General features: G+C 49.8%; 29 protein-coding genes and 1 other RNA gene. 19 read left to right on the top strand and 11 right to left on the bottom strand.

The genetic code is table 11. The features are described 5' to 3' along the window. Nucleotides 1–942, top strand: a complete 942-nt coding sequence (locus tag AOC34_RS07655; protein ID WP_108469510.1) for a 3-hydroxyacyl-CoA dehydrogenase family protein — start codon at nucleotides 1–3, stop codon at nucleotides 940–942. A gap of 61 nt (nucleotides 943–1003) precedes the next feature. Next, entirely contained in the window at nucleotides 1004–1693 is a 690-nt protein-coding gene (locus tag AOC34_RS07650) for a cytochrome b/b6 domain-containing protein (protein ID WP_108469509.1), read from the top strand. Here AOC34_RS07650 and AOC34_RS07645 read toward each other — a convergent pair. Both AOC34_RS07645 and AOC34_RS07640 read right to left on the bottom strand, forming a co-directional pair. Then, nucleotides 1680–2147 (bottom strand): c-type cytochrome, encoded by a 468-nt coding sequence (locus AOC34_RS07645; protein ID WP_108469508.1) that lies wholly within the window; start codon nucleotides 2145–2147, stop codon nucleotides 1680–1682. The genes AOC34_RS07650 and AOC34_RS07645 overlap by 14 nt on opposite strands. Nucleotides 2148–2230: 83 nt before the next feature. After that, nucleotides 2231–2893 carry a site-2 protease family protein gene (locus AOC34_RS07640; protein ID WP_108469507.1) on the bottom strand — a complete coding sequence of 221 codons (663 nt, stop codon included), beginning with the start codon at nucleotides 2891–2893 and terminating at the stop codon, nucleotides 2231–2233. A gap of 28 nt (nucleotides 2894–2921) precedes the next feature. Here AOC34_RS07640 and AOC34_RS10245 point away from each other — a divergent pair, with 28 nt between their 5' ends. The 4 genes from AOC34_RS10245 (at nucleotide 2922) to crcB (ending at nucleotide 4554) form a co-directional block, all read left to right on the top strand. Further along, nucleotides 2922–3089 (top strand): hypothetical protein, encoded by a 168-nt coding sequence (locus AOC34_RS10245; protein WP_159074838.1) that lies wholly within the window; start codon nucleotides 2922–2924, stop codon nucleotides 3087–3089. A gap of 92 nt (nucleotides 3090–3181) precedes the next feature. After that, complete coding sequence (locus tag AOC34_RS10300) at nucleotides 3182–3319, top strand: hypothetical protein (protein ID WP_199908282.1); 138 nt, start codon at nucleotides 3182–3184, stop codon at nucleotides 3317–3319. A 64-nt stretch (nucleotides 3320–3383) separates the two neighbouring features. Then, nucleotides 3384–4163, top strand: coding sequence for a 4,5-DOPA-extradiol-dioxygenase (gene ygiD / locus AOC34_RS07635; protein ID WP_108469506.1), 780 nt, complete (start codon nucleotides 3384–3386; stop codon nucleotides 4161–4163). A 13-nt stretch (nucleotides 4164–4176) separates the two neighbouring features. After that, nucleotides 4177–4554, top strand: coding sequence for a fluoride efflux transporter CrcB (gene crcB, locus AOC34_RS07630; protein ID WP_108469505.1), 378 nt, complete (start codon nucleotides 4177–4179; stop codon nucleotides 4552–4554). A 2-nt stretch (nucleotides 4555–4556) separates the two neighbouring features. Here the strand turns inward: crcB and AOC34_RS07625 are convergent, their stop codons facing one another. Next, complete coding sequence (locus AOC34_RS07625; RefSeq protein WP_108469504.1) at nucleotides 4557–5075, bottom strand: chromate transporter; 519 nt, start codon at nucleotides 5073–5075, stop codon at nucleotides 4557–4559. Continuing rightward, nucleotides 5072–5641, bottom strand: coding sequence for a chromate transporter (locus AOC34_RS07620; protein WP_108469503.1), 570 nt, complete (start codon nucleotides 5639–5641; stop codon nucleotides 5072–5074). The genes AOC34_RS07625 and AOC34_RS07620 overlap by 4 nt, the downstream gene beginning before the upstream one ends. Nucleotides 5642–5719: 78 nt before the next feature. Here AOC34_RS07620 and AOC34_RS07615 point away from each other — a divergent pair, with 78 nt between their 5' ends. Next, nucleotides 5720–6022 carry an antibiotic biosynthesis monooxygenase family protein gene (locus AOC34_RS07615; protein ID WP_108469502.1) on the top strand — a complete coding sequence of 101 codons (303 nt, stop codon included), beginning with the start codon at nucleotides 5720–5722 and terminating at the stop codon, nucleotides 6020–6022. A gap of 1 nt (nucleotide 6023) precedes the next feature. Here the strand turns inward: AOC34_RS07615 and AOC34_RS07610 are convergent, their stop codons facing one another. Next, entirely contained in the window at nucleotides 6024–6788 is a 765-nt protein-coding gene (locus AOC34_RS07610) for a sulfurtransferase (protein ID WP_108469501.1), read from the bottom strand. A gap of 100 nt (nucleotides 6789–6888) precedes the next feature. Between AOC34_RS07610 and AOC34_RS07605 the strand changes: the two genes are divergently transcribed. From AOC34_RS07605 to AOC34_RS07595, 3 genes are read left to right on the top strand one after another with little or no spacing between them, the layout of a single operon-like run. Continuing rightward, entirely contained in the window at nucleotides 6889–7452 is a 564-nt protein-coding gene (locus AOC34_RS07605; protein WP_108469500.1) for a carboxymuconolactone decarboxylase family protein, read from the top strand. Between the two features lie 18 nt (nucleotides 7453–7470). Continuing rightward, complete coding sequence (locus tag AOC34_RS07600; protein ID WP_108469499.1) at nucleotides 7471–8121, top strand: DsbA family oxidoreductase; 651 nt, start codon at nucleotides 7471–7473, stop codon at nucleotides 8119–8121. Next, nucleotides 8114–9307, top strand: a complete 1194-nt coding sequence (locus tag AOC34_RS07595; RefSeq protein ID WP_108469498.1) for a methyltransferase — start codon at nucleotides 8114–8116, stop codon at nucleotides 9305–9307. The genes AOC34_RS07600 and AOC34_RS07595 overlap by 8 nt, the downstream gene beginning before the upstream one ends. Here AOC34_RS07595 and AOC34_RS07590 read toward each other — a convergent pair. After that, nucleotides 9297–9578 carry a GNAT family N-acetyltransferase gene (locus tag AOC34_RS07590; protein WP_108469497.1) on the bottom strand — a complete coding sequence of 94 codons (282 nt, stop codon included), beginning with the start codon at nucleotides 9576–9578 and terminating at the stop codon, nucleotides 9297–9299. The genes AOC34_RS07595 and AOC34_RS07590 overlap by 11 nt on opposite strands. Before the next feature lie 7 nt (nucleotides 9579–9585). Further along, nucleotides 9586–9900 (bottom strand): hypothetical protein, encoded by a 315-nt coding sequence (locus AOC34_RS07585; protein WP_108470113.1) that lies wholly within the window; start codon nucleotides 9898–9900, stop codon nucleotides 9586–9588. A 205-nt stretch (nucleotides 9901–10105) separates the two neighbouring features. On the opposite strand from AOC34_RS07585, the gene AOC34_RS07580 reads away from it, so the two are divergent. The 9 genes from AOC34_RS07580 (at nucleotide 10106) to htpX (ending at nucleotide 19203) form a co-directional block, all read left to right on the top strand. Further along, nucleotides 10106–11155: an extracellular solute-binding protein gene (locus tag AOC34_RS07580; protein WP_407675576.1), complete on the top strand. Its 1050-nt coding sequence runs from the start codon at nucleotides 10106–10108 to the stop codon at nucleotides 11153–11155. Between the two features lie 87 nt (nucleotides 11156–11242). Further along, nucleotides 11243–11422 (top strand): hemin uptake protein HemP, encoded by a 180-nt coding sequence (hemP, locus tag AOC34_RS07575; protein WP_108469496.1) that lies wholly within the window; start codon nucleotides 11243–11245, stop codon nucleotides 11420–11422. 13 nt (nucleotides 11423–11435) lie between these two features. Continuing rightward, nucleotides 11436–12035, top strand: coding sequence for an energy transducer TonB (locus AOC34_RS07570; protein WP_108469495.1), 600 nt, complete (start codon nucleotides 11436–11438; stop codon nucleotides 12033–12035). Between the two features lie 189 nt (nucleotides 12036–12224). Continuing rightward, complete coding sequence (locus AOC34_RS07565) at nucleotides 12225–14390, top strand: TonB-dependent hemoglobin/transferrin/lactoferrin family receptor (RefSeq protein ID WP_159074837.1); 2166 nt, start codon at nucleotides 12225–12227, stop codon at nucleotides 14388–14390. A 9-nt stretch (nucleotides 14391–14399) separates the two neighbouring features. After that, on the top strand, nucleotides 14400–15482 hold the full coding sequence (locus AOC34_RS07560) for a hemin-degrading factor (protein WP_199908281.1): 1083 nt from the start codon (nucleotides 14400–14402) through the stop codon (nucleotides 15480–15482). A 1-nt stretch (nucleotide 15483) separates the two neighbouring features. Further along, entirely contained in the window at nucleotides 15484–16374 is an 891-nt protein-coding gene (locus tag AOC34_RS07555) for a heme/hemin ABC transporter substrate-binding protein (protein ID WP_108469493.1), read from the top strand. A gap of 17 nt (nucleotides 16375–16391) precedes the next feature. After that, nucleotides 16392–17438 (top strand): FecCD family ABC transporter permease, encoded by a 1047-nt coding sequence (locus AOC34_RS07550; RefSeq protein WP_108469492.1) that lies wholly within the window; start codon nucleotides 16392–16394, stop codon nucleotides 17436–17438. Next, the gene (locus AOC34_RS07545; RefSeq protein WP_108469491.1) at nucleotides 17438–18226 is read left to right on the top strand and encodes an ATP-binding cassette domain-containing protein; all 789 of its coding nucleotides are present in this window, start codon (nucleotides 17438–17440) and stop codon (nucleotides 18224–18226) included. The genes AOC34_RS07550 and AOC34_RS07545 overlap by 1 nt, the downstream gene beginning before the upstream one ends. Nucleotides 18227–18321: 95 nt before the next feature. Next, a complete protein-coding gene (gene htpX, locus AOC34_RS07540) occupies nucleotides 18322–19203 on the top strand; it encodes a protease HtpX (protein ID WP_108469490.1) in 882 nt (293 codons plus the stop codon). A gap of 68 nt (nucleotides 19204–19271) precedes the next feature. On the opposite strand, the gene ssrA is transcribed toward htpX, so the two are convergent. From ssrA to ompA, 4 genes are all read right to left on the bottom strand, one after another. Next, nucleotides 19272–19630, bottom strand: a transfer-messenger RNA (tmRNA) gene (ssrA, locus tag AOC34_RS07535). A 56-nt stretch (nucleotides 19631–19686) separates the two neighbouring features. Beyond that, nucleotides 19687–20358 carry an HAD family hydrolase gene (locus AOC34_RS07530; RefSeq protein WP_108469489.1) on the bottom strand — a complete coding sequence of 224 codons (672 nt, stop codon included), beginning with the start codon at nucleotides 20356–20358 and terminating at the stop codon, nucleotides 19687–19689. A gap of 4 nt (nucleotides 20359–20362) precedes the next feature. Then, nucleotides 20363–21073: a bifunctional 2-polyprenyl-6-hydroxyphenol methylase/3-demethylubiquinol 3-O-methyltransferase UbiG gene (gene ubiG / locus AOC34_RS07525; protein ID WP_108469488.1), complete on the bottom strand. Its 711-nt coding sequence runs from the start codon at nucleotides 21071–21073 to the stop codon at nucleotides 20363–20365. A 63-nt stretch (nucleotides 21074–21136) separates the two neighbouring features. After that, the gene (gene ompA, locus AOC34_RS07520) at nucleotides 21137–21724 is read right to left on the bottom strand and encodes an outer membrane protein OmpA (RefSeq protein WP_108469487.1); all 588 of its coding nucleotides are present in this window, start codon (nucleotides 21722–21724) and stop codon (nucleotides 21137–21139) included. Between the last annotated feature and the right edge of the window lie 137 nt (nucleotides 21725–21861).

The following is a 21861-nucleotide window of genomic DNA, read 5'->3' as shown; positions in this document are numbered from 1 at the left end:
ATGCTGTTTACTCCAGCTGAAACGAAGGTCGTCATTATCGGTGGCGGTACCATGGGCGCCGATGTTGCGGCCGTATGCGCGCGTGGCGGCTGTGCCACGCAAGTGGTTGAGTTGACCACCGAGCGCCGTGCACACCTACCCAATTATTTTGCGAATGCCATGACCGAATTAGGTTATGAAAACCGCATTCATTTATTGACTGTGGCTGGTTCATTGGATGAAGTTGATTGGGCCGATGTCGATTTGGTGATTGAATGCATACCCGAGCGACTCGACTTAAAGCAATCGCTTTTTGCGGAACTGGAAAAGCGGGCTAAGCCCGAAGCCGTTTTGGCCAGCAATAGTTCAAGCTTTCCGATTAGCGAGATTGCGGTTGGTCTCAAAACCGCGGCGCGCATGATTGGCTTGCATTTCTTTATGCCGGCGCACATCGTGCCCTGCGTTGAAGTGATCTGTGGTGAGAAAACCGCCAAGATGGTGGCCGAGAGCCTGTCGCGCCTCATGACTGCGTGCGGCATGGTGCCGGTGATGGTCAAGAAAGATTTGCATGGATTTTTGGCAAACCGCTTGCAGCACGCACTCTCGCGCGAAGCGTTTTATCTGATCGATGAAGGTATCGCTACCCCAGAAGACGTGGATAAGGCTGTGCGCTTTGGTTTTGGTTTTCGTTATCTTGCCGCTGGTCCGGTGATGCAGCGCGACCATGCCGGACTCGAGGTCCACGCTGCAGCAGGGGCGAGCATTTATCCTTCACTCAATAACTCACCCAATATCGCTAAAAGTTTGAGTGATCGCGTTAAGAGTGGCAAGCTGGGCATGAAGACTGGTGAAGGCTTTTTTGAATGGAATCCGGAAACCATTCGTGCTGAGCGCGATCGTTATGACTCCATCTTGCGCGAAGGTTTGAAGATCATTCAAAAAGAGCTGCCCAAGATCGATTAAGTTGTCGCATTACCGATCTCATGGCTAGCATTGGCAGTGGGATTGCTTTATTCTTTTCGGTATGAAAAGAACCCTGCGCATCTGGGATTTGCCGACCAGGCTGTTTCATTGGCTTCTGGTTGTCTGTATTGCGTGCGCGGTGATCTGCGTCAACATCGGCGGGAACCTAATGCAGTGGCATGCCTACTTTGGCTATGCTGCATTGAGTTTGGTTTTATTTCGGGTGCTGTGGGGATTTATTGGCGCCGTGCACTCGCGTTTCGTTACCTTTGTTCCAAGCCCACAGCGCCTCATTGCTTTCCTTAGCGGTAAGCAGGGCGGCGGTCTCGGCCACAGCCCTCTCGGCAGTCTATCGGTTATTGCCTTATTGCTAGTAGTTGGTATTCAGGCCAGCACCGGTCTATTTACCGACGATGACATTGCATTTCAGGGGCCGCTTGCCAAGTACGTGCCCAATGCTACCGTCAGTTTGCTCAGCAGCATTCATGCATTGAACTCGAATATTTTGTTTGGATTAATTGGCTTGCATCTATTGGCTATTGGGTATTACCAATGGGTCAAGCGCGCATCGATCGTGATGCCGATGATTCAGGGTGACAAAGAAGTGGATGTGGAGCGCGATGGCAGTGGCCTGCCTGCTTTCGCACTCCATGCCTCTAAAGACGGGGCGCCACAGCGACTCACTGCATTGGTATCGCTGTGTGCAATTGCGGTACTGCTGCTCTATGCCTTAGGAATTATTTCTTTCTAAAGTCGTCGTGGCAGGCTTTGCAGGTTTGTCCTGCAGCACTAAATGCCTTTTTGATGTTCTCCAGATTGCCTGACTGCGCTGCTTGATTGAGTTCAGCAATCGCGGTCTGCATTTTCTCTGATCCTGTTTTGAATTTAGCTGCATCAGTCCAAATTCCGGGTTGCGCTTTGCCACCTTCGGTGCCAGCGCCAAAAGCTTGCCATGGCAGGGTGGATAGCGTTGCAATGATGGCTGCATTTTTAGCAACATCATCTTTGTTGTAGGGCACTTCTCCTTTGACAACCGCACCAATCCGTCCGAAGTGGGTTCCGATCAGGCTGAATGCACTTTGACGATATTTGATTGCATCTTCAGGTTTTTGAAACTGCGCAGAAGCGGGACTTGCCGTAATCAAGATAATGGATGCTGCCAATGTGCGCAGGCCAGCGGTAGTATCAAATGAATGAGTGGACATGTGATCTCCTTATAAATGGAAAAGGTAATTACCGGTTCAGCATAACCCACTTCGCCGCCTTTGAAGCAAGCGCCGCTCCTTTTTTATAACAAGTGCTGCAGGGGCCACATTAAGAAGCGGATGATCGATAAAAAGAAGCTACTTAAGGGCTGCATCCACCAAATGCTAATCAGCCCCGTGAGGGCTAGGCCCAAGACGATAAAGAAGCCCCAAGGCTCAATGCGGCTAAAAGTCACTGCCTGGCGGTAAGGCAATAGGCCGGTTAGAACTCGCCCACCGTCCATCGGCGGAATCGGCAGTAAATTTAATACCAAGAGGCTGATGTTCCACATCACCCCTGCCTTGGCAACCGCCCCTAAATAGGGCTCATCGATTCCCAGGAGTTGCGGCATAAACCACAAGATGGCCCACGCAATCGCCTGAATGAAGTTAGACCCAGGCCCTGCTAAGGCGACCCAAATCATGTCAATTTTGGGGTTTTTAAGTCGATCAAAACGCACCGGAACGGGCTTGGCGTAGCCGATTAAAAAGCCGAAATTGAGCAAAATTAAGGCTAATGGAATCACCAAGGTGCCGACTAAATCGATGTGTTTAAAGGGATTTAAGGTCACCCGCCCGAGCAGGTAGGCGGTGTTGTCCCCCAGCCGTTTTGCAATGTAACCGTGCGCCGCCTCATGAATGGTGATGGCCAAAATGAGGGGAATCGCATTGATGGCTATTGCTTCTATCGAAAAGGCACTTATCATGACAACATGATATCCACAGGAGCCTAACGTGACTGAAGAAAAAAAACCCGCTACCAAGATTCCAGCCCGCCCCATTGTGGCTAAACCGCCTGTTCGTCCCCCTGCCGGTAAAGGCCCTCAGGGCGCCGGCGGCAAACCCCCCAGTGGCTTTGGTGGCGGCAAAGGCATGATGCGCAAAGCCGGCCGCGGCCGTTAAACAGCCCGGCAATACGGCCAGTCGATGGCCAGATGGTGGATAATTGCGATATTGCAGTTTGCACATAAATATGCACTTTTGAAGGATTAGTTATGAATGAGTGGCACAAAGAAAGTAAAGACGTGATCAATAAAAAGATCATCACCTTGATCGTGATGTTGGCGGTCGCAACAAGCTTGGCCATATTGTTTGCCTTGGTTGCTGCCCATACCGGTTACGTATTTGGCTAATTGCCATAACGCAGTACGGCATTCATGCCCTTAGTTTTCGGTTGAAGCCCGCTTCCCACCGAAAATGAACAAACACCGCCAGCCCACGGTTTTTATTGGGCATGGTAGTCCGATGTACGCCTTAGAGCCCAACCGCCATACGGATGCATGGGCCGCCCTCGGCAAGCGCCTTCATAAACCCGACGCCATTCTTCTGATCTCAGCCCATTGGCTGACGCGAGGCGTTTGGTTGACCGCAATGCAGCAGCCTAAAACCATTCATGATTTCGGCGGTTTCCCAGAGGCCTTATTTCAAATTCAATATCCCACACCAGGCAGCCCGGCACTCGCGCAGCGCGTCCAGTCCCTGCTAACGCAAGCGGTGGTGTTGGAGGAGCATGAATGGGGCATCGATCACGGAGCGTGGTCGGTGTTGCGCTATTTGTATCCCAATGCCGATGTGCCGGTAGTGCAGCTCAGCTTAGATGGATCGCTCAGCGCCAAGGAACACTACGCACTCGCCAAACAATTGGCGCCCTTGCGCGATGACAATATTCTGATTCTGGGTAGCGGAAACATCGTGCATAACTTGCGCTTAATCGACTGGGATCCGGATGCAGAGCCGCTGCCATGGGCAGCCGAGTTCAATCAATTCTTTATGAGTCAGCTTTTGGCCAATCAGCATTCTCATTTGCTTGAATGGCAAGGAGTGGGTGATGCGGCTCGGCTGTCGATCCCAACGCCAGAGCACTATTGGCCCGCTTTGTACCCCTTAGCACTGCAAGGCGGTGGCGAGCAAGTAGAAATCATTACTAATGGAATTGAGATGGGCTCAATTAGCATGCTGTCCTTCCTCATCCGCTAACTACAATCTAGGCATGGGTACATCACTGTTTGCGATTTTTTGTGGAGCGGGCTTCGGCGCGCTATTGCGTGCTGGGTTTAATGTCTTGGGCGCGGGGATGGTATCCGGCTTTCCGATGGGCACCTTGCTAGCTAATTTATTTGGCGGTTATTGTGTTGGCATTGCCGTTGCCTTTTTTGGTAACAATGCCGCCATCGGACCCGAGTGGCGTTTATTTATCATCACCGGTTTTTTGGGCGGGCTGACGACCTTCTCGAGTTTCTCAGCAGAAGTAGTTGAGATGATGCAGCGTGGCGAATACACTTGGGCGGTGGGCACGGGTTTGTTGCATGTACTTGGCTCGCTGGCGCTCACTTTCTTGGGTATCCTGACGTATCAGGCGCTAAAGTAAAACTAGATCAAGCCGAGTAGACCCAAAACGGCACCAAGCAGAATCAGGTACATCGGATGCCAGCGGGTTACGGTAGCAATGAATGCAGTGCCGAGTGTTAAAGCATAAGCAATCCAATTGGCATTAATCTGCATGGCGATCTGCCAGGCTGATGCCAGAATGAGTCCAACCGCAAGCGCCGCTGCCGCAAATTGAATGGTTTGCTTGGCCCGCTCATGCCGCATTGCGCTGATCAAGCGCTGCACCCAAAAAATCAAAATAGCGGATGGCCAGCAAATGGCCAGTGTTGCAATCAGCGCACCTACTACGCCACTCACATGCCAGCCAATCAGCGTGACGGTCATTAAATTGGGGCCGGGTGCTGCTTGGGCAATCGCAAAATAATGTGTAAAGGTTTCAGCGTCAATCCAATGCTGTTGCTCAACCGCAATCGCAAAGAGCGTTGGTAATAAGGCATTGACTCCTCCAAAGGCAATCAATGAGAACGCAGATAAGGTGAGAAACAAACTCAGTAGGATCACGTGACCCCCTTTGTTTTATGCCAAGCAATAAATAGGGCGAGCGGCGAAGCAATTAAAACAACCCACCCTAATGGCAGCCGCAGCCAGGAGGCGATAAAGAGGGTTACTATAATCACTAGCAACATCCATGGGTAGCGTAATTCTTCACGCAACATCTTAAAACCCGTTGCTGCAATTAAGCCAACGCCGACAGCGGATATGCCGCGGAGCATGCCCTGAACTGCCTCCAGGTAACTGAAGTGGTCGTAGAGCATGGCCAATACCAACACCACACCAATCGGCGCTAGCATGAGGCCCATGACCGCTGCGAGTGCGCCTTTTGCGCCGCCAAAGCGGGAGCCAACGCACACAGCAAGATTGACAATATTAGGCCCAGGTACGAGCTGGCAGATTCCTAAAATGGCATTGAATTCTGCGGCAGTGATCCACTGCTTTTGTTCCACTATCGTGCGGCGTGCCCAAGGCAATACACCGCCAAAGCCCGATAGGCCAATCTTGGTAAACCCAATAAAAAGCTCCCACGCAGAAAGCGTTATGGCATTCGAAGGGTCTTGCTTGGCTTGCATTAAATACGCATTTTTCTAAAGAGGGTTTATTGGGGGTTACTATAGCGTGATTACATATTTTTTAAGAGGAAATGCACCATGATTTTGGAGCACTGCGATATTCAAATTGATCCTAGCAAACAAGCTGAATTTAATGAAGCCATTATTCGTGGTCTTGAGACCGTGATTTCAAAATCAAAAGGCTTTCGTGGCTACAAGGTAAATCACTGCATTGAATCACCATCGCGTTATTTGCTGATGATCTACTGGGATACGCTCGAAAATCACATGGTTGATTTTAGAGAGTCCGCACTCTTTACCGATTGGCGTGCAATTGTGGGACCTTACTTTACAAAACCGCCTTTTGTAGAGCATTTTGAGCTGGTCGGTAAATCGACCTAAGTTAAGCCTGCTTTTTACGAATCGATTGCTCGATTCCGATTGATTCAAGGGTGGGCTCTAGAGCTTCACGCTCGTCGAAGACAAAGCAACTGCCTTGATAGTGCGCTGAGCCGACATCCTCAAAGTATTTGAGGATGCCACCCTCGAGTTGGTAGCTGTGTTCTATGCCAATCTCGCGCATGTAAAGTCCTGATTTTTCACAGCGGATCCCGCCCGTACAAAAACTAATCAGTGTTTTATCTGCTAGCTCGGCTTGATGCGCCTTAATGGCTTCTGGAAATTCGCTGAACTTTTGGATATTAAAATGCACGGCATTTTCAAAGGTACCGTATTCCACTTCAAATTGATTGCGGGTATCAATCATCACAACCGGTCGTCCTAAGTCATCGGTGCCGCGATCAAGCCACTCCGCTAGTTTGGTAGGCGTGATGAAATGGGCTCTACCCGTTTCAGGTTGAATGGCAGGATGATTCATGCGAATGATTTCATTCTTGATTTTGACTAGCGCCTTCTTAAAAGGCTGACTCTCTGACCAGCTTTCTTTGACTTCAATGGGCGCAAAGCGCTGATCGTTGCGTAGCCAGGCTAGAAAGTCCCGCAATAGGGGTTCAGTACCGGCCAAGAATAGGTTGATGCCTTCTCCGGCCAGCAAAATAGTCCCTTTCAGTTGGCGTGCATTCAAGGCACCCAGCATCTGCTGGCGCAGGCTTTCGAGCTCCTCAAGACGAACAAATTGGTAGGCGGCAATATTAAGTATCGGCTTCATTGGCGGTAGGTAATCAATAACATCCTCTATTATCAAACACACTGCCATTGGGTGGTAGTCTTTGCCCTTATTAATCCCATTTCTACACGAAATTCTTACTATGTCTGAAACCCCTCAAAATCGACCCATTCCTTATATTCCGATTGATTTGGCTGAGCCTGCGGACTTGGTTGCCGCAATCCGGAAACGCCGCGGCGGAGACTTCATCAATTTAGATCGCATGCTCTTGCATAGTATTCCCATTGCAGAGGGTTGGAATCACTTTGTGGGCGAGATTCGTAATAACTTGGCCTTAGACCCTAAGTTGCGCGAGTTAGCGATGTGTGGGGTTGCAGTTTTAAACGGCGCTGAGTATGAATTTTTTCACCATGCGCCACCGTTCAGAAAAGCCGGGGGCACTGAAGAGCAGGTAGAGGCTTTGCGTTTGCTCGGTACGCCGCAATTTCCTAAAGCTTGCTTTAGTCCGGTGGAGTGTGATGCTGCTGAGCTCACGTTGCAGATGACCCGAAACATTCAGGTGGACGACCAGCTCATGGTGCGTTTGCGCGATGCCTTAGGCAATACCTGTACGGTCGAGTTAGTCACCGTGATCGCCGCCTACAACATGGTTTCCCGTTTTTTGATTGCCCTCAAGGTAGGCCCAGAAGATCATCCACCCGCTTAATGCAGACGACATAAAAAAATGAAAACAGTCAAGATTGATTTTGTATCGGATATTGCATGCCCTTGGTGTGCTGTTGCCTTGGGTGCACTCGAGCAGGCGCTAGCAGAGTTAGGCGATCAGGTTCAGGTTGAGGTGCATTTTCAGCCATTTGAGCTGAACCCAGCTATGCCCTTAGGTGGGCAAGATGTGATTGAGCATTTGGTTGAAAAATATGGCGTTGGCCCAAAGCAGGTTCGTGAAAATCAAGAACAGATTCGTAAGCGTGCAGCAGAGGTAGGCTTTCCGTTTCACCCGGAAGGGCGCAAGTGGGTCTACAACACCTTTGACTGCCACCGCCTATTGCATTGGGCTGGAATCGAGCTCGGCAGTGCTGCGCAGCATCGCCTGAAACGGGAGTTATTGGGGACATATTTCACGCTTGCCGTTAATTTAGATGACCGCACAAATGTGCTGGATGCCGTTGATAGAGCGGGCTTAGATCGCGTGCGCGCTGCAGAGGTACTCGCCAGTGATGAATTTAAAGATGCGGTAAGGGAGCAGCAGAAATTCTATTTGGATGCCGGAATTCATTCTGTACCAGCTGTGATATTGAATGATCGCCTCCTCATTCAGGGTGCGCAGCCGGTAGAGCAATTCAAAGCAGCCTTACTTCAGGCCAGTAATGAGTGACCGTGACAATCGCATGCGCTGGACAGAAGAGGATGCTGTTCATGATGTGCGATGGCAGTCCGAAAAAGGGCTGCCACCACCAAAAAAAGTAGTGATTGCAGATGACACACTAACGGCTGACACGGCATACCGCCTTGCTTCCGAAGGCAGTGCTTTTTTATGGCGCGGTGATTATCAAAATGCCAAGCAATTGCTGCAGGCCTTGGCTCGGCGGGCTGAGCGACCTGTGAAGCGCAATCGAAAAAAAATCGCGAGCCAAGCCAAGCTAAATCCAGATGCGGTCAATGCAATAGAGCCCAAAGCCGTATTCAATCAGCACCGGCAAGCCCAGGCGCAGCGCGCCAGAATTCTGGATGCGATTTTGATTCCCTTATTGGCTAACCATACCATTCCGCTGCGACGGGCGCCCGATGCGACGAAAGCGTGCCTCGAGGTATTTGGAAATAGGGCGGATGATTACGTACTTTCGTTGCGCGAATTACTTGGCGTCATTAGTGCCCATGAGTGGCGCAAAAAAGGAGTCGTGATTCCATCGCTTAAAGAGGGCGCGCAACGGCTATTTCCCCATTACGGTGTTTTCTCCCCTTTACGTGGCGAATACGTTGAGCTGGTGGCAATGGCGCCGCTTCCGCCCGCACTAAAAGCCAAATCATTGGCTTTTGATATTGGTATAGGAACGGGCGTGTTGGCTGCTGTACTGGCGCAGCGGGGTATCCAGCGGATTATCGGCACCGACCAAGATCCGAGGGCGCTGGACTGCGCTACCGCAAACATGCAGCAATTAGGCCTTGGGCAGCAAGTTGAGATTCTGAATGCCGATCTCTTTCCTCCAGAAAAGGCCGCCTTGATAGTCTGTAATCCACCTTGGCTGCCAGCTAGACCCAGCTCGCCAATTGAGCGAGCCATATACGACCCTGACAGCGCGATGCTCAAAAGTTTTTTGTCCCAATTGAAGGAGCACCTGCTACCAGAGGGCGAGGGCTGGCTTATTCTGTCGGACTTAGCAGAGCATTTGCAATTGCGCTCACGCGACCAATTGCTGTCGTGGATTGCGGAGGCTGGCTTAGCGGTGATTGAAAAAATGGATGCTAGGCCAAATCATCCCAAAGTCAGCGATGCAAGCGACCCCTTACATCAAGCTCGAAAGGCCGAGGTTACCTCGCTTTGGCGTCTGGCTACTGTATAGCTGGATCGGGCAAGACAATGCCCAGGGCACCAAAGAAAGCCGTTCCCAATGGCGATACAGGCGTGTGGACCGCGCCAATCTGACCGGTAGTGCGGCGAATTTCATCGAGTAGAAGAGTGCCATAGCCTTGACGGCGGTACATGGGGTTAACGTAGATGTACTCGACATCGCCTGCACCAGTAAAGCGGCTGTAACCGATCGTGGTGTTTTGATTTTTGATCAACACAATCCCATCTGCGATTTCGATTTGGTAGTCAGCGGGATTGGGCATATACTTTTTAGAGGAAGGTGATGCGCTTTGTTAAGTCCTGCAACGACACCTCGGGAGTTTGAATGCTTTTTGCTTCATCGCGGCTATTGGCAATCACGCCAATACCAGCCACTGGTGCTAAGTTGTCCACTTTGAAGCGACCTACGCCATCTTGTTGGCGGATAAAGCACTCCTCATCAAAAAAGAGCCGGTCACCATTGTTATCAATTTCATCGGAATCAATCGATGCAAAACCAATCAGCCCCCGAACATCATCCAGTGATCCTGGAATATCGATTGCTGAAACGGTTTTTAAGGTTGGATTAATTACATAAACTTGCATAAACACCCTCGGGGTAATTGGGTAAAAAGCCATTATCGTCGCAATAACTCGTTATGTACGCAGGTATTTTTTTGGGCTCGATTGAATCCACCAGATCTGGATATAGCCTCATGACTTCAGGTGTCTTACCTTATCTTATTGATAATGATTCTTATTATGATATAGTGGAAGCCAGTATCAAAACCCTTTTTCGCTGGAACGAATGATGATGAGAAATAAACTGATCGCATTGCAATTGGCCTTAATGCTTGGATTTCAAGTGTCTGCGCACGCACAATCCAACAATGAGAAAGTGCTCAATTTGTATTCGGCGCGCCACTACCAAACGGATGAGGCCTTGTATGCAAACTTTACAAAAGCTACTGGGATCAAGATTAATCGGATTGAGGCGGATGACAATGCCCTGATCGAGCGCTTGAATAGTGAGGGCAGCAAAAGCCCGGCTGACGTCATTCTGTTGGTTGATGCGGCGCGATTATGGCGCGCTCAGGTCAATGGCTTTTTTAAACCCATCCAATCCAAATACTTAAATGATCGCATTCCTGTCAATCTGCGAGCCAAGGCCGATACAGATGGAACAACGTGGTTTGGCTTTTCAACCCGTGCACGGATTGTGGTCTACAACAAAAATACCGTTAAGCCAGGTGATGTCAATACCTATGAAAAGCTGGCAGAGCCGATGAATAAGGGGAAGGTATGTACGCGCTCTGGATCTCATCCATACATGCTGTCCTTGCTGGGCGCCCTAATTGAGCGCAATGGTGAAAAGGCAACTGAGGCTTGGGCAGCTGGAATGGTAGCGAATATGGCACGAAGCCCAAAAGGCGGGGATACCGACCAGATCCGCGCCGTAGCATCGGGTGAGTGTGGCGTTGCCCTAACGAACTCCTATTACTTGGCTCGGTTAATGCGTTCTACCAAGCCAGAAGACATTGCAGTGATGTCTAAGATTGGTTTTGCTTGGCCCAATCAGGGCGCCGGCGGAGTACACATCAATATCGCGGGCGGTGGCGTAGCTAAAAATGCTCCTCATCCCGCAGCTGCAGTCCAATTTCTAGAGTATTTGGCCAGCGATTCTGCTCAAACGTATTTTGCAGACGGAAATAATGAATGGCCAGTTGTTGCCTCTGTTCGTGCAGATAATCCTGCGCTTAAGGAGCTTGGGCCTTATCAGGCAGAGAAAGTATCGGTTGCCTCGATTGGTTTAAATCAAATTGCAGCCCAGAAGATTCTGGACCGCGTTGGCTATAAGTAAAAATACCTGAGGGCGCTTGGTATCGAGTATCGCGTGGCAATGACCACGTAGCTGGATTCGCCCAGTTAACGGAAGCAGATTCTAACGATGAATAAAAACGATCCAAAAATCAATGCCGAATGGGGTGATATCTCAGGTGGTGGCCAAGCCAAAATCTATTCCAGTTTAGATTTATTTGGTACAAGCAACTCCGTCATCATTAATCATCACGGCATTTGCTACACCTTAAGAATCACCCAGCTTGGCAAGCTCATATTAACCAAGTAAGGGCAGTTTCTGGATGCAATTCACCCACTGGAAACTAGCTACAGTTGTTTCTGCGTTGCACATCGTCTTGTTTATTGCAATTGCACACCTTGGGTTGCGGCCACTGGATTACGGCGCCCAATCCTTGATAATTGCCCAATTTGTCGAGCTGAGGTCTGCCTCCCCTGAGAATAAAGTGACCAGTCGCACTATTGGGATGCCAAGCCTTCCGATGGCAAAGGGCGTCGTTCATCACCCATCGGTTAGTGGTGATGCCCCATCCATCGTGGAACATACTAATGCTTCTGAGTTAGTGCCCGCGCAGATCGCACCACCTTCCGCCGATGCATACGCGCCACTAAACCCGAAGCCACCTTATCCGATTTCGAGCAGAGAAAATGGCGAGCAGGGAGCAGTGATGCTGTATGCCTGCATTACGGATCATGGCAAAGTAGAGCGAGTGGACTTGGCCCAAAGTTCGGGGTATCCCGCTTTGGACCGCTCTGCATTAAATACTATTCGCCAATGGAGCTTTCGTCCTGCGCAAGAGAGTGGCAAATCAATTCCGATGTGCTATCGCCTACCCATCCGTTTTCTCTTGTCCTCATCCACTCTTCCAGTTTCGTATTTTTGATTCAGGAGGATTTCGGAAAAAATTTGACATTCTAAATAAGAATCATTATCATTAATATGAGTCAACGCAGTTAATTTTTACTGCATCAATGCCACAGCCCGCCGCCGCTAGCTAGTGTTTTAACGAACTAGGGGATCTATGAAAAGCGGGTTTAAGGTATGTTCAGTTGTATTGCTAATGCCATTCTCTATGGCCGCGCTAACTGTCAAGGCGCAAATTGCTCCTGAAGACGTTGGAAGGGGAATAAATCTAAAAGAAGTCACCGTATCGGCTACGCGGTCTGAGCGTAAAACGGATAACGTGCCGCGAATTGTTACGGTTACGACGGCCGAGGAAATTCAGGAGTTGGGCGCTCGAAATGTGGGGGATGTATTTAAAGATTCCCCGGATATAACGGTACCCCAACAAACAGAACGATTTAGTTTGGCCATCGGCTCGCAAGGTCGGGGCGGTCAGGAAAGTATCAATATCCGGGGCCTGCAGGGAAACAATGTATTGCTTCTGGTCGATGGCATACGCGTACCGAATCAATTTTCATTCGGCAGCCTATCTTCAGGACGAGGCAATTTTTTGGATGTGGGCGGCTTTCGAAAAATAGAAGTCGTCCGCGGACCATCATCAACCCAATACGGCAGTGATGGCCTTGCTGGCATTGTTCATTTTCAAACGTTTAATCCAAGCGACTTGATAGAGCAGGGCATGGATAAGGGTGGCTTTGCTCGGACTGGCTACTCGAGTGTCGATAACTCCTCAAACACCACATTTGCCTATGCTGGAAAAACGCAGGATGTGCAGGGCATGGTACTTGGCAACATTCAATCCGGGCATCAGCTTGAAAATCAAGGATCTAACTACTCCACGGGGATGAATCGAACTGCACCGAATCCAGCGGACTATCGTAATTGGTACGTGCTTTCAAAAGCATTCTTAAGAATTGATTCTGTCAATAAGCTGGGAATAACATATGAATCCCAGAATGTGATTCAAAACGTCAATAATCTTTCAGATCTCTCAAGGGCTGTAGCTACATCAACTGCATCCGACACGACATCCCGAGATCGGATATCCGGCGAATATCACTATCGGGATTTTGCAAACGAGGTGATTCAGGCGGCGAAGGTCATGCTTTACCTGCAGGACGCCTCGGTAACCCAAAAATCGTATCAAGAATCAGCCGCCGCGGGCGGCAGGTCTTATCCGTGGCGATCAAGAACAAATACATACAGTCAAAACACAAAAGGCATCAACGCCAGTTTAGAAAGCAACACCACAACCCTGATTAACCAACGCTTAAGCTATGGGCTGGATTGGAGTTCTGCTGATATATCCAGCCAAATCAATGCTGCCGGCAATGGCGCATCGATTACGCCTGCCCCGCCATCGAAATATGACTTGGGCGGTGCGTTCTTTCAAAGTGAAATGGCATTTGGCGAACTTACGCTGATACCGGCCATTCGATTTGATGCGTATTCAATAAAGCCGCAAACAGGTACATCTACAGCGAATAGTGGTTCTGCAGTTTCGCCTGCGCTTGGAGCGATATGGAATTGGGCGCCCGTATTTAGGCCGTTTATCAATTGGGGCCAAGCATTTGGTGCGCCTACGCCAGATCAGGCCTTATCAAGCCATGCCAATAGCGGTCCTGGTCAGAATTACCGCCTAGTTGCCAATCCCAATTTAAAACCACAAACCGGTAATGGCATCGAGCTGGGATCTCGCGGCCGGGCGGGTGCATGGCGATATCAGGCATCCGCCTATGCGAACAATTACGATAATTTTATTGCTCAAGTGACAACACAAGGATCCACGTTAAGCCCACTTGATCCAGCCATTCTGCAATACCAAAATTTAACCAAGGTCTCAATTCGAGGTTGGGATATCAGGACGGATTGGGCATTTGCAGAGCGCTGGCAAGCCAATGCGGCTATGGCATATAGCTATGGCCAGCAGACGCAAAATGGCATTACAGCACCCTTAAACACGATTCAGCCACTACGCGCAGTGTTGGGGATGCGCTATGACGCAATCGAGTGGGGTGCATTTGCGAATCTCGTTTGGAATCAAGGTAAGGCAGTAAGCAATGTCAATTTCAATTCCAATACGGGCGGAACAGCCAATCAGTTTTTGACTCCGGCATCGACCATCTTGAATCTGACGGGCTATTGGAAACCCGCCAAACAAATAACGGTCAATTTCAATTTAAACAACGTATTCAATAGCACTTACTGGAATTGGGCGGGAGTGCAGGGCTCAGTCACCACTGTTAGTTCGCCAATGTATAACGCTGCAGCGGCACAGCAATCAGCTACTGCAGCTCCACGCAATGCGCAAATTTCACTGCGCTACGATTTCTAAGGAGAAAACATGATCCATTCCATTCGCTCTATCCATCAATCGTTTCAGACCCTTCGTTCCATTGAAAAGATGCGCCATCGTGATATTGCAAAAGAGATCGGGATGTCCGAGGGGGAGTTGATTGCTGCATTTACAGGCAACAACACCATTCCCTCGGAGGCTGGCCAAATGCAAGTAATTCGACTGTATCCAAAATGGACTGAAATCATGGCATCCATCGGGTCTCTAGGGGAGGTGATGGCTCTGACCCGCAATGCATCCTGCGTGCATGAAAAAGTCGGCGTTTATAAAAATGCCTCTCAAGATGGGCCCGTGGGGCTTTTAGTCGGTGAAATCGACTTGCGCATTTTTTATCACGCCTGGGCGCATGGATTTGCAGTTCGCGAATTGACTAAGGATGGCTTGCAGAGGAGCTTGCAATTCTTTGACAAGGCGGGCGTCGCCATTCATAAAATTTATTTGAGGGCGCAAAGTTGTATTGCTAAATACGATGAACTGCTCAATCAATTTCAGAGCCATGATCAGGCGCCAGGAATGCAAGTAACTACGCCGGATAAACCCGCTACCGAATTACCAGATCAAGAAATCGATGTGACAGCCTGGCGTCAATCTTGGCGTGCGATGAAGGATACACACGACTTTTTTGTCTTACTAAGGCAGTTTAAAGTGACAAGGACGCAAGGATTGCGCCTTGCTGAACCTGCCTTTGTGCAGGCACTGCCGGTGAGTTGCGTAAAAGACCTATTAGAGATTGCTGCGAGTACCGCCACTCCGCTGATGGTGTTTGTGGGCAATCCAGGGATGCTGCAGATTCACAGTGGGTCAATTCATAAGGTGATGTCGGTTGGATCCTGGATTAATGTCATGGACCCCCGCTTTAATCTCCATTTACGCAGCGATTCCGTAGCCCAGGCTTGGCTTGTACGTAAACCAACAGTGGACGGCATTGTGACCTCAGTGGAGTTGTTTAATGATGACGGCGAGGCAATTGCGATGTTCTTCGGAGAGCGAAAACCGGGTAAACCGGAGTTAAGCACTTGGCGGGCCTTAGCCGACGACTTGCTTGCGCGTTCAACGGCTATAGAGGCTTGAGATGAATCATGGTCGCCGGAACATCTTGCTTAAATCTGCATCAGCCGCTGGATGGATGACCTTTGGTTTAGATGCATTTTCGCAACAGCCCACTGCCACATCTGCCGGTGCAATGCGCTTGATCATTATTGGCGGGGCATTAACCGAGATTGTTTATTTACTCAAAGCCAATTCTCAATTAGTTGGGGTAGATACGACCTCGATATATCCCGCCGCAGCTACCCGCTTACCCAATGTGGGATATGCCCGTAGCCTTTCTGCCGAAGGTATCTTAGCTCTTCGTCCTACTCAACTGATTGCCACCGAAGATGCAGGGCCGCCCGTGGTCATAAAACAGATCATTGATGCCCAGATACCTTTGACCATTTTGCCGTCTGGCCATCAATTTAAAGACCTAACTGATCGGGTGAGCAGCATCGGCAGGCTTGTATATAAAACAGATTCTGCCCAAGCGCTTGCAAGTCGATTGGTTTTGGAGTGGAGCAACACTCAAGAAAAGGTTACGTATTCGAAACTCAACAACACGCGCGTTTTATTTATCTTGTCGCAAAATCCAAGCCAGCTCATGGTGGGCGGTGAAAAAACCAGTGCGGATGCCATGATTACGTATGCGGGTGGGCGCAATGCTATTTCGGGATTCAGTGGATTTAAGCCGCTTACTCCGGAAGCAGTCATTGCAGCCAATCCCGATGTCCTATTGCTGACGGATCAAGGCATGAGAGCCGTTGGCGGGATTGGCGGGGTGCTGCGGTTTCCAGGAGTAAGCCAAACACGAGCCGGAAAAGAACAGAACATTGTTTCGCTTGAGGCGATGTATCTATTGGGGTTTGGGCCGCGCATGCCATCGGCGGTGGCTGAGCTCAATCTACTCTTGCAGCACGCAATGGCTTAAATCGTAGGCTGCACAGGATGGTTTTAATTTCCCCTGCGGTAAGGGCCAATGCATTTCTTCCCTGGATACTCGTCTGTCTAGTTCTTATTGCACTAATAGTATTGGCCTCCCAGTGGGGCGCAGTCGCTATTAGCCTGAATGATTGGGTCTCACTGATCAATCAAGGCGGGGATGCTCAATCCGGTAGCGGCTATGTTTTGTGGCACTTACGTTTACCGAGAATTGGGTTTGCTCTTTTGATTGGTGCCGCGCTCGGCCTCTCCGGCGCCTTGACTCAAGGACTCTTTCGCAATCCGCTTGCCGACCCTGGATTGCTGGGCGTGTCTGCCGGAGCGGCGTGTGCTGTGGCTTTAGGAATTGTTCTATTCAATGATCTAAGTATTCCACTCTTACCGGAGTGGCGATTTTTCACGATACCGGCTTTGGCGTTTTCAGGGGCGATCCTAGTGTGTTTTGCTTTGGATCGCATTGCGCGCTGGATTACGCCCGGCTCCATTGCAGGCCTACTTTTAACGGGCATTGCTTTAAATGCGCTTGCCGCCGCCATTATTGGTTTATGTACTTATTTAGCGACGGATGAGCAGTTACGCAACTTGACGTTTTGGACTATGGGCTCGCTTTCTGGTTCGAGTTGGATTTTAGTGATTGCGGCTGCCGTACTCTTTGCATGCGCCTGGTGGCGTTTGCGCGCATTGACTCCAGTAATGAATGTGTTTTCCCTTGGCGAATCGGTCGCAGCCCACGTTGGCATTGAAATTGGCCGAATTCGTATGGAAATCATTTTTTGGGTAGCCTTACTCTCTGGGTTTGCGGTTGCGTGGTGTGGAATGATTGGCTTTGTTGGCTTAATTGCACCCAATTTTGCTCGTGCTTGGCTCGGAGGGGATCAGAGGGTGGTAGTCCCGGCCTCAATGCTGCTCGGCGGTATTTTGTTGTTGCTAGCGGATACGTGTGCACGCACGATCGCAATCCCAGCAGAAGTTCCCGTGGGAATTTTTACTGCCCTCTTAGGGGCGCCATTTTTCATCCTGCTATTGCGGTCGTCACGCCGTCAACTGGCCTGATGAATACGCTATGCCGCCTTCGGGATTTGCAGATCACGCTGGGTGAAAATGCATTCGGTCCCTTTTCATGCACTATTGCTCCGGGTGAGCGCATTGCCATACTCGGTCCCAGTGGCGCCGGAAAAACGACGCTACTTAAACTGATATCCGGCGAACTGAGATCCCATTCTGGATCGTATGCGTTTAAAGGCGCAGCAATAGAAACGTGGTCCTTGCGCTCACTGAGTAGGGCCCGGGCAGTACTGCCGCAATCGAGTGAGGTCGCATTTAGCTTAATGGCTCACTTGGTCATTGGTTTGGGAAGAATCGCAATTGAGGGTGATTTAAAACGCAATGACATTACTCTCCATGCGGCGCGCCTGAGTTCCTGCGAGCATTTGCTCCATCGGAGTTTTGACACCCTATCTGGTGGCGAAAAGGCACGCATTCATCTTGCCAGGGTATTTGCGCAGTTATGGGATGAGCAGAATAGCCTGATCTTGGTGGATGAACCATTGGCTTCCTTGGATCCAGGCTTGCAAATCGAGTTATTGGAAAGTATGAAGCGGTATGCCGATGCGCGTAATCACGCCATTGTGGCAATCTTGCATGACATCAACCAGGCAATGCACCACTTTGAACGATTGATCTTAGTAAAAGAGGGATGCCTGGTTGGCGATCACCTCTCGGGCATGGGTGCAATTTCAGATCTGGCTGATTTGTACCAGATTCAGCTCGATGTAATTGAGCGTGATGGCTTGCCTCCGTTGGTTTTTCCGAGGGCAAGTCGAGAGCCAAATACCCTATAAAATACCGATAAATATAAGCCCAGCAAAACGAGGGCTTTCCTGATAGCGTATTACTTATCGAGCTGGCTTGTGCCTCGCCTTAAGGAGTTATGAATATGAAACGGATCTTTCTATTTTTGCTGACCAACATCGCCATCATGTTGGTGATTTCGATCGTCATCAGTGTGTTTGGTCTGGGCCAAATCCTAGATCAGAATGGTGTGCACATTGATCTGATGTCCTTACTGATGCTGTCTGCGGTAGTGGGTATGACAGGCTCATTTATTTCCCTTGCCATGTCTAAATCGATGGCCAAGCACTCCGTGGGCGCCTATGTTATTCAGGAGCCACAGAACGACCAAGAGCGATGGCTGCTCAGTACGGTCGAGCGTCAAGCTACTGCAGCAGGCATTGGGATGCCCGAAGTCGCGATTTATGACGCACCTGATATCAATGCGTTTGCCACTGGGATGTTCCGAAACGACTCTCTCGTTGCGGTTAGTACCGGTCTGCTTTATGGCATGACCCGTGATGAAGCAGAGGCAGTCTTGGCGCACGAAGTCAGTCACGTTGCCAACGGCGATATGGTTACCTTGGCGTTGATTCAGGGTGTCGTAAATACCTTTGTATTCTTCTTATCGAGGGTGATCGGTCATATTATTGACCGTACCGTCTTTAAGACAGAGCGGGGCCACGGACCGGCGTATTGGGTCACTACGATCATCGCGCAACTTGTCCTCGGCATTTTGGCGAGCGCGATCGTGATGTGGTTTAGTCGCCAGCGCGAGTACCGTGCCGATGCAGGAGCTGCCTACTTAGAGGGTAAACATAAGATGATTGCTGCTTTAGAGCGCCTGCAAAAGTCAGTCAATCAACCCCATCTGCCAGAGCAGTTAGAGGCATTTGGTATCTCGGGCGGCATGGCCGATGGATTGAAGCGTTTGTTTATGAGCCACCCTCCGCTCGACGAACGTATTGCAGCCTTACGCAATAGTTAATAGCCACTGCAGCATCAAAGCAAAACGCCACCGAAGGGGTGGCGTTTTGTTTATTACGTCCTACTGATTGGTGGAGTCGGCGGGAATCGAACCCGCGTCCGCAAATCCTCTACAACAAGTTCTACATACTTAGTCATATCATTTAATTTAGCCGGCTAGTCACGGATTGACACGTTCCACGCTGGCGATTCACTTAATTTTCGAGCTGTTCCTCGTGACACGAAACTGCCTTATCTCTTGTAAATGACCCTGATGTAGCTTTCGCTACCTGACCCAAGAGAGAATCAGTTCAGGGGCAACCGCAATTAAGCGGCTAGTGCGTAACGTTCGTCGTTAGCAGTTATTACATTCCCATTGATTTACGAGATAACGGGTCCTCGGTATGCCCTTGATGCTTTGTAATCCACGTCGAAACCATGTCGACCCCAGATGCATTGCATTAAAGAACCCCTATTTTACGGCGGATTGCCAGATAACGCAGGACTATCGTGGAAAGATGATTTCCAATAGCTCTAGAGGGGAGTGGATGAGGTAGTCAGCGCCCCATTCTTGCGGCGGCTCTGCGCAGCCGCAATAGCCATAGGCTGCAGCCACGGTTTTCATGCCGGCTGCTTTGCCAGCAAGCACGTCACGAATATCATCGCCCACATAGAGTGAAAACGCAGGATCAATATTAGCCACTCTGGCTGCATGCAAAATGGGTTCCGGATGCGGTTTAGAGAAAGGCGTTGTGTCACCGGAGACAGTGGAGATTGCGCGTTGTCGCAATCCCATTTGTTCTGTAAGGGGATGAGTGAAGCGCTCACTCTTATTGGTCACAATTCCCCAAGGTAGCTTTGCCAAGTCCAATTGATCGAGCAGAGAATCGACGCCATCAAACAAGGTACTGTGCACCAGCAGCGCGTTCTCATAATAGGAAAAAAATTCATCGCGCAAGGGAATGAATTCAGGGTGATCGGTGCCGTAGCCAAATGCCCCCTGAATCAAGCCACGCGCTCCAGCGGATGCCCTTGGTCTTAGCTCTTCATAGGGCTTTGGACTGAGATTGCGTTTTGTTAGCAGCTGGTTTGCCGCTGCCACCAAGTCTGGCGCGGTATCGGCTAGCGTGCCATCGAGATCAAAAAAAACGCCATGGTAAGGGCTGCGCAAGGACATCCGTTTATTCCAAAGGTTTGCGGACGGCAATCATGTAATTGACGTCAGTATCATCGCTTAAACGATAGACTTGGGTGATTGGGTTGTAGGTCAATCCCTTCATGCCGATCACTTCTAAATTCGCTTGACGGATGTAGCGTGCGAGCTCAGACGGCTTAATAAATTTGGCGTATTGGTGCGTCCCTTTGGGCAATAAACGCAGGATATATTCGGCGCCAACAATGGCGAATACGTAGGATTTCAGGTTGCGATTGAGCGTGCTAAAAAAGAGCGTGGCGCCTGGTTTCGCTAGGTCGGCACAGGCCTGTACTACGGATGCTGGATCAGGCACGTGCTCGAGCATTTCCATACAGGTCACTACATCGAATTGGGCCGCCTGTTCTGAGGCTAAGGACTCGGCAGAAATGGAGCGGTAGCGCACACTGGCGCCAGTCTCGAGGGCATGCAATTCGGCGACTTTGAGGGCTTTGTCGGATAAATCAATTCCCAGGGTATCGGCACCCAGGTTCGACATTGATTCGGCCAGAATGCCGCCACCACAGCCAATATCAACGGTCTTTTTACCTTTAAGGGGGACAAAGGTCTGAATCCAGCCCAAACGCAGGGGATTAATCGCATGCAAGGGCTTGAATTCGCTATTCGGGTCCCACCAGCGGTGCGCTAGGGCGCTAAATTTGCTGATTTCAGAGGGGTCAACGTTGCTGGATGTATTCATACTAAGACTGTAATGGAAATAAAAAAGCCCGGCAGAACCGGGCTTTTTCGAGAATGCTAAGGATTACTTGAGAGCAACTGTACCAACTACTTCGATATCGGTACGGCGGTTCTTAGCGCGGCCTTCAGCAGTAGCGTTTGTAGCTACTGGATTGCTCTTGCCTTTGCTTTCGGTGTAAATACGGCCACCGTCAACACCTTTGCTGATCAAATATGCTTTTACAGACTGGGCACGACGCTGACCCAATGCCTGGTTGTATGCATCTGAGCCTACGCTGTCGGTGTTACCAACAGCAATAATGACTTCTAAACGGATCTTCTTCAGGTCAGCAGCAACTTTGTCTAAAGTCGCTTTGCCTTCTGGCTTGAGGGTTGCTTTGTCAAAGTCATACAAGGTATCAGCTTGCAGGGTAATTTTGGTTTGAGTTACTTTTGGCTTAGCAGCTGCAGCTGCTTTTGGGGCTAAAAAGCCGTCGCAACCCTTAGCTGCTGTAGCTGGGGTCCAGCTAGCATCACGCCAGCACAATGTGCCGTCGCCGTTTCTCCATGGAGTACCGGTTGAGTTGACCCAGTTGTCAACGGATTGAGCGGAAGTAGCGCCGGCAGCAACAGTAACAACACCAGCGAGTACCAGTTTTAGGGTTTTATTCATTTTTAGTCCTCAAATTCACTTTTTTAATTAAATTCAAACTTGTATGTATGTCGCCCCACATAACTGCAAAAAGCGCAAAGCGATACTTCTCAATTCGTACAAACTGACAGAATATTAGCACAGGGCTTGTCTGCCAT

Origin of the sequence: Polynucleobacter difficilis, from assembly GCF_003065365.1 — a bacterium.
Taxonomy (GTDB): domain Bacteria; phylum Pseudomonadota; class Gammaproteobacteria; order Burkholderiales; family Burkholderiaceae; genus Polynucleobacter; species Polynucleobacter difficilis.
Note: the sequence above shows the minus strand (reverse complement) of the source record. Positions and strands in the feature narration are given on the sequence as shown.

Bases quoted from the DNA above. Each gene is read 5' to 3' on its own strand.
- AOC34_RS07655 (WP_108469510.1), top strand. From the start codon at position 1: ATGCTGTTTACTCCAGCTGAAACGAAGGTCGTCATTATCGGTGGCGGT.
- AOC34_RS07650 (WP_108469509.1), top strand. From the start codon at position 1,004: ATGAAAAGAACCCTGCGCATCTGGGATTTGCCGACCAGGCTGTTTCAT.
- AOC34_RS07645 (WP_108469508.1), bottom strand. From the start codon at position 2,147: ATGTCCACTCATTCATTTGATACTACCGCTGGCCTGCGCACATTGGCA.
- AOC34_RS07640 (WP_108469507.1), bottom strand. From the start codon at position 2,893: ATGATAAGTGCCTTTTCGATAGAAGCAATAGCCATCAATGCGATTCCC.
- AOC34_RS10300 (WP_199908282.1), top strand. From the start codon at position 3,182: ATGAATGAGTGGCACAAAGAAAGTAAAGACGTGATCAATAAAAAGATC.
- ygiD (WP_108469506.1), top strand. From the start codon at position 3,384: ATGAACAAACACCGCCAGCCCACGGTTTTTATTGGGCATGGTAGTCCG.
- crcB (WP_108469505.1), top strand. From the start codon at position 4,177: ATGGGTACATCACTGTTTGCGATTTTTTGTGGAGCGGGCTTCGGCGCG.
- AOC34_RS07620 (WP_108469503.1), bottom strand. From the start codon at position 5,641: ATGCAAGCCAAGCAAGACCCTTCGAATGCCATAACGCTTTCTGCGTGG.
- AOC34_RS07615 (WP_108469502.1), top strand. From the start codon at position 5,720: ATGATTTTGGAGCACTGCGATATTCAAATTGATCCTAGCAAACAAGCT.
- AOC34_RS07610 (WP_108469501.1), bottom strand. From the start codon at position 6,788: ATGAAGCCGATACTTAATATTGCCGCCTACCAATTTGTTCGTCTTGAG.
- AOC34_RS07605 (WP_108469500.1), top strand. From the start codon at position 6,889: ATGTCTGAAACCCCTCAAAATCGACCCATTCCTTATATTCCGATTGAT.
- AOC34_RS07600 (WP_108469499.1), top strand. From the start codon at position 7,471: ATGAAAACAGTCAAGATTGATTTTGTATCGGATATTGCATGCCCTTGG.
- AOC34_RS07595 (WP_108469498.1), top strand. From the start codon at position 8,114: ATGAGTGACCGTGACAATCGCATGCGCTGGACAGAAGAGGATGCTGTT.
- AOC34_RS07590 (WP_108469497.1), bottom strand. From the start codon at position 9,578: ATGCCCAATCCCGCTGACTACCAAATCGAAATCGCAGATGGGATTGTG.
- AOC34_RS07585 (WP_108470113.1), bottom strand. From the start codon at position 9,900: ATGCAAGTTTATGTAATTAATCCAACCTTAAAAACCGTTTCAGCAATC.
- AOC34_RS07580 (WP_407675576.1), top strand. From the start codon at position 10,106: ATGATGAGAAATAAACTGATCGCATTGCAATTGGCCTTAATGCTTGGA.
- hemP (WP_108469496.1), top strand. From the start codon at position 11,243: ATGAATAAAAACGATCCAAAAATCAATGCCGAATGGGGTGATATCTCA.
- AOC34_RS07570 (WP_108469495.1), top strand. From the start codon at position 11,436: ATGCAATTCACCCACTGGAAACTAGCTACAGTTGTTTCTGCGTTGCAC.
- AOC34_RS07565 (WP_159074837.1), top strand. From the start codon at position 12,225: ATGGCCGCGCTAACTGTCAAGGCGCAAATTGCTCCTGAAGACGTTGGA.
- AOC34_RS07560 (WP_199908281.1), top strand. From the start codon at position 14,400: ATGATCCATTCCATTCGCTCTATCCATCAATCGTTTCAGACCCTTCGT.
- AOC34_RS07555 (WP_108469493.1), top strand. From the start codon at position 15,484: ATGAATCATGGTCGCCGGAACATCTTGCTTAAATCTGCATCAGCCGCT.
- AOC34_RS07550 (WP_108469492.1), top strand. From the start codon at position 16,392: ATGGTTTTAATTTCCCCTGCGGTAAGGGCCAATGCATTTCTTCCCTGG.
- AOC34_RS07545 (WP_108469491.1), top strand. From the start codon at position 17,438: ATGAATACGCTATGCCGCCTTCGGGATTTGCAGATCACGCTGGGTGAA.
- htpX (WP_108469490.1), top strand. From the start codon at position 18,322: ATGAAACGGATCTTTCTATTTTTGCTGACCAACATCGCCATCATGTTG.
- AOC34_RS07530 (WP_108469489.1), bottom strand. From the start codon at position 20,358: ATGTCCTTGCGCAGCCCTTACCATGGCGTTTTTTTTGATCTCGATGGC.
- ubiG (WP_108469488.1), bottom strand. From the start codon at position 21,073: ATGAATACATCCAGCAACGTTGACCCCTCTGAAATCAGCAAATTTAGC.
- ompA (WP_108469487.1), bottom strand. From the start codon at position 21,724: ATGAATAAAACCCTAAAACTGGTACTCGCTGGTGTTGTTACTGTTGCT.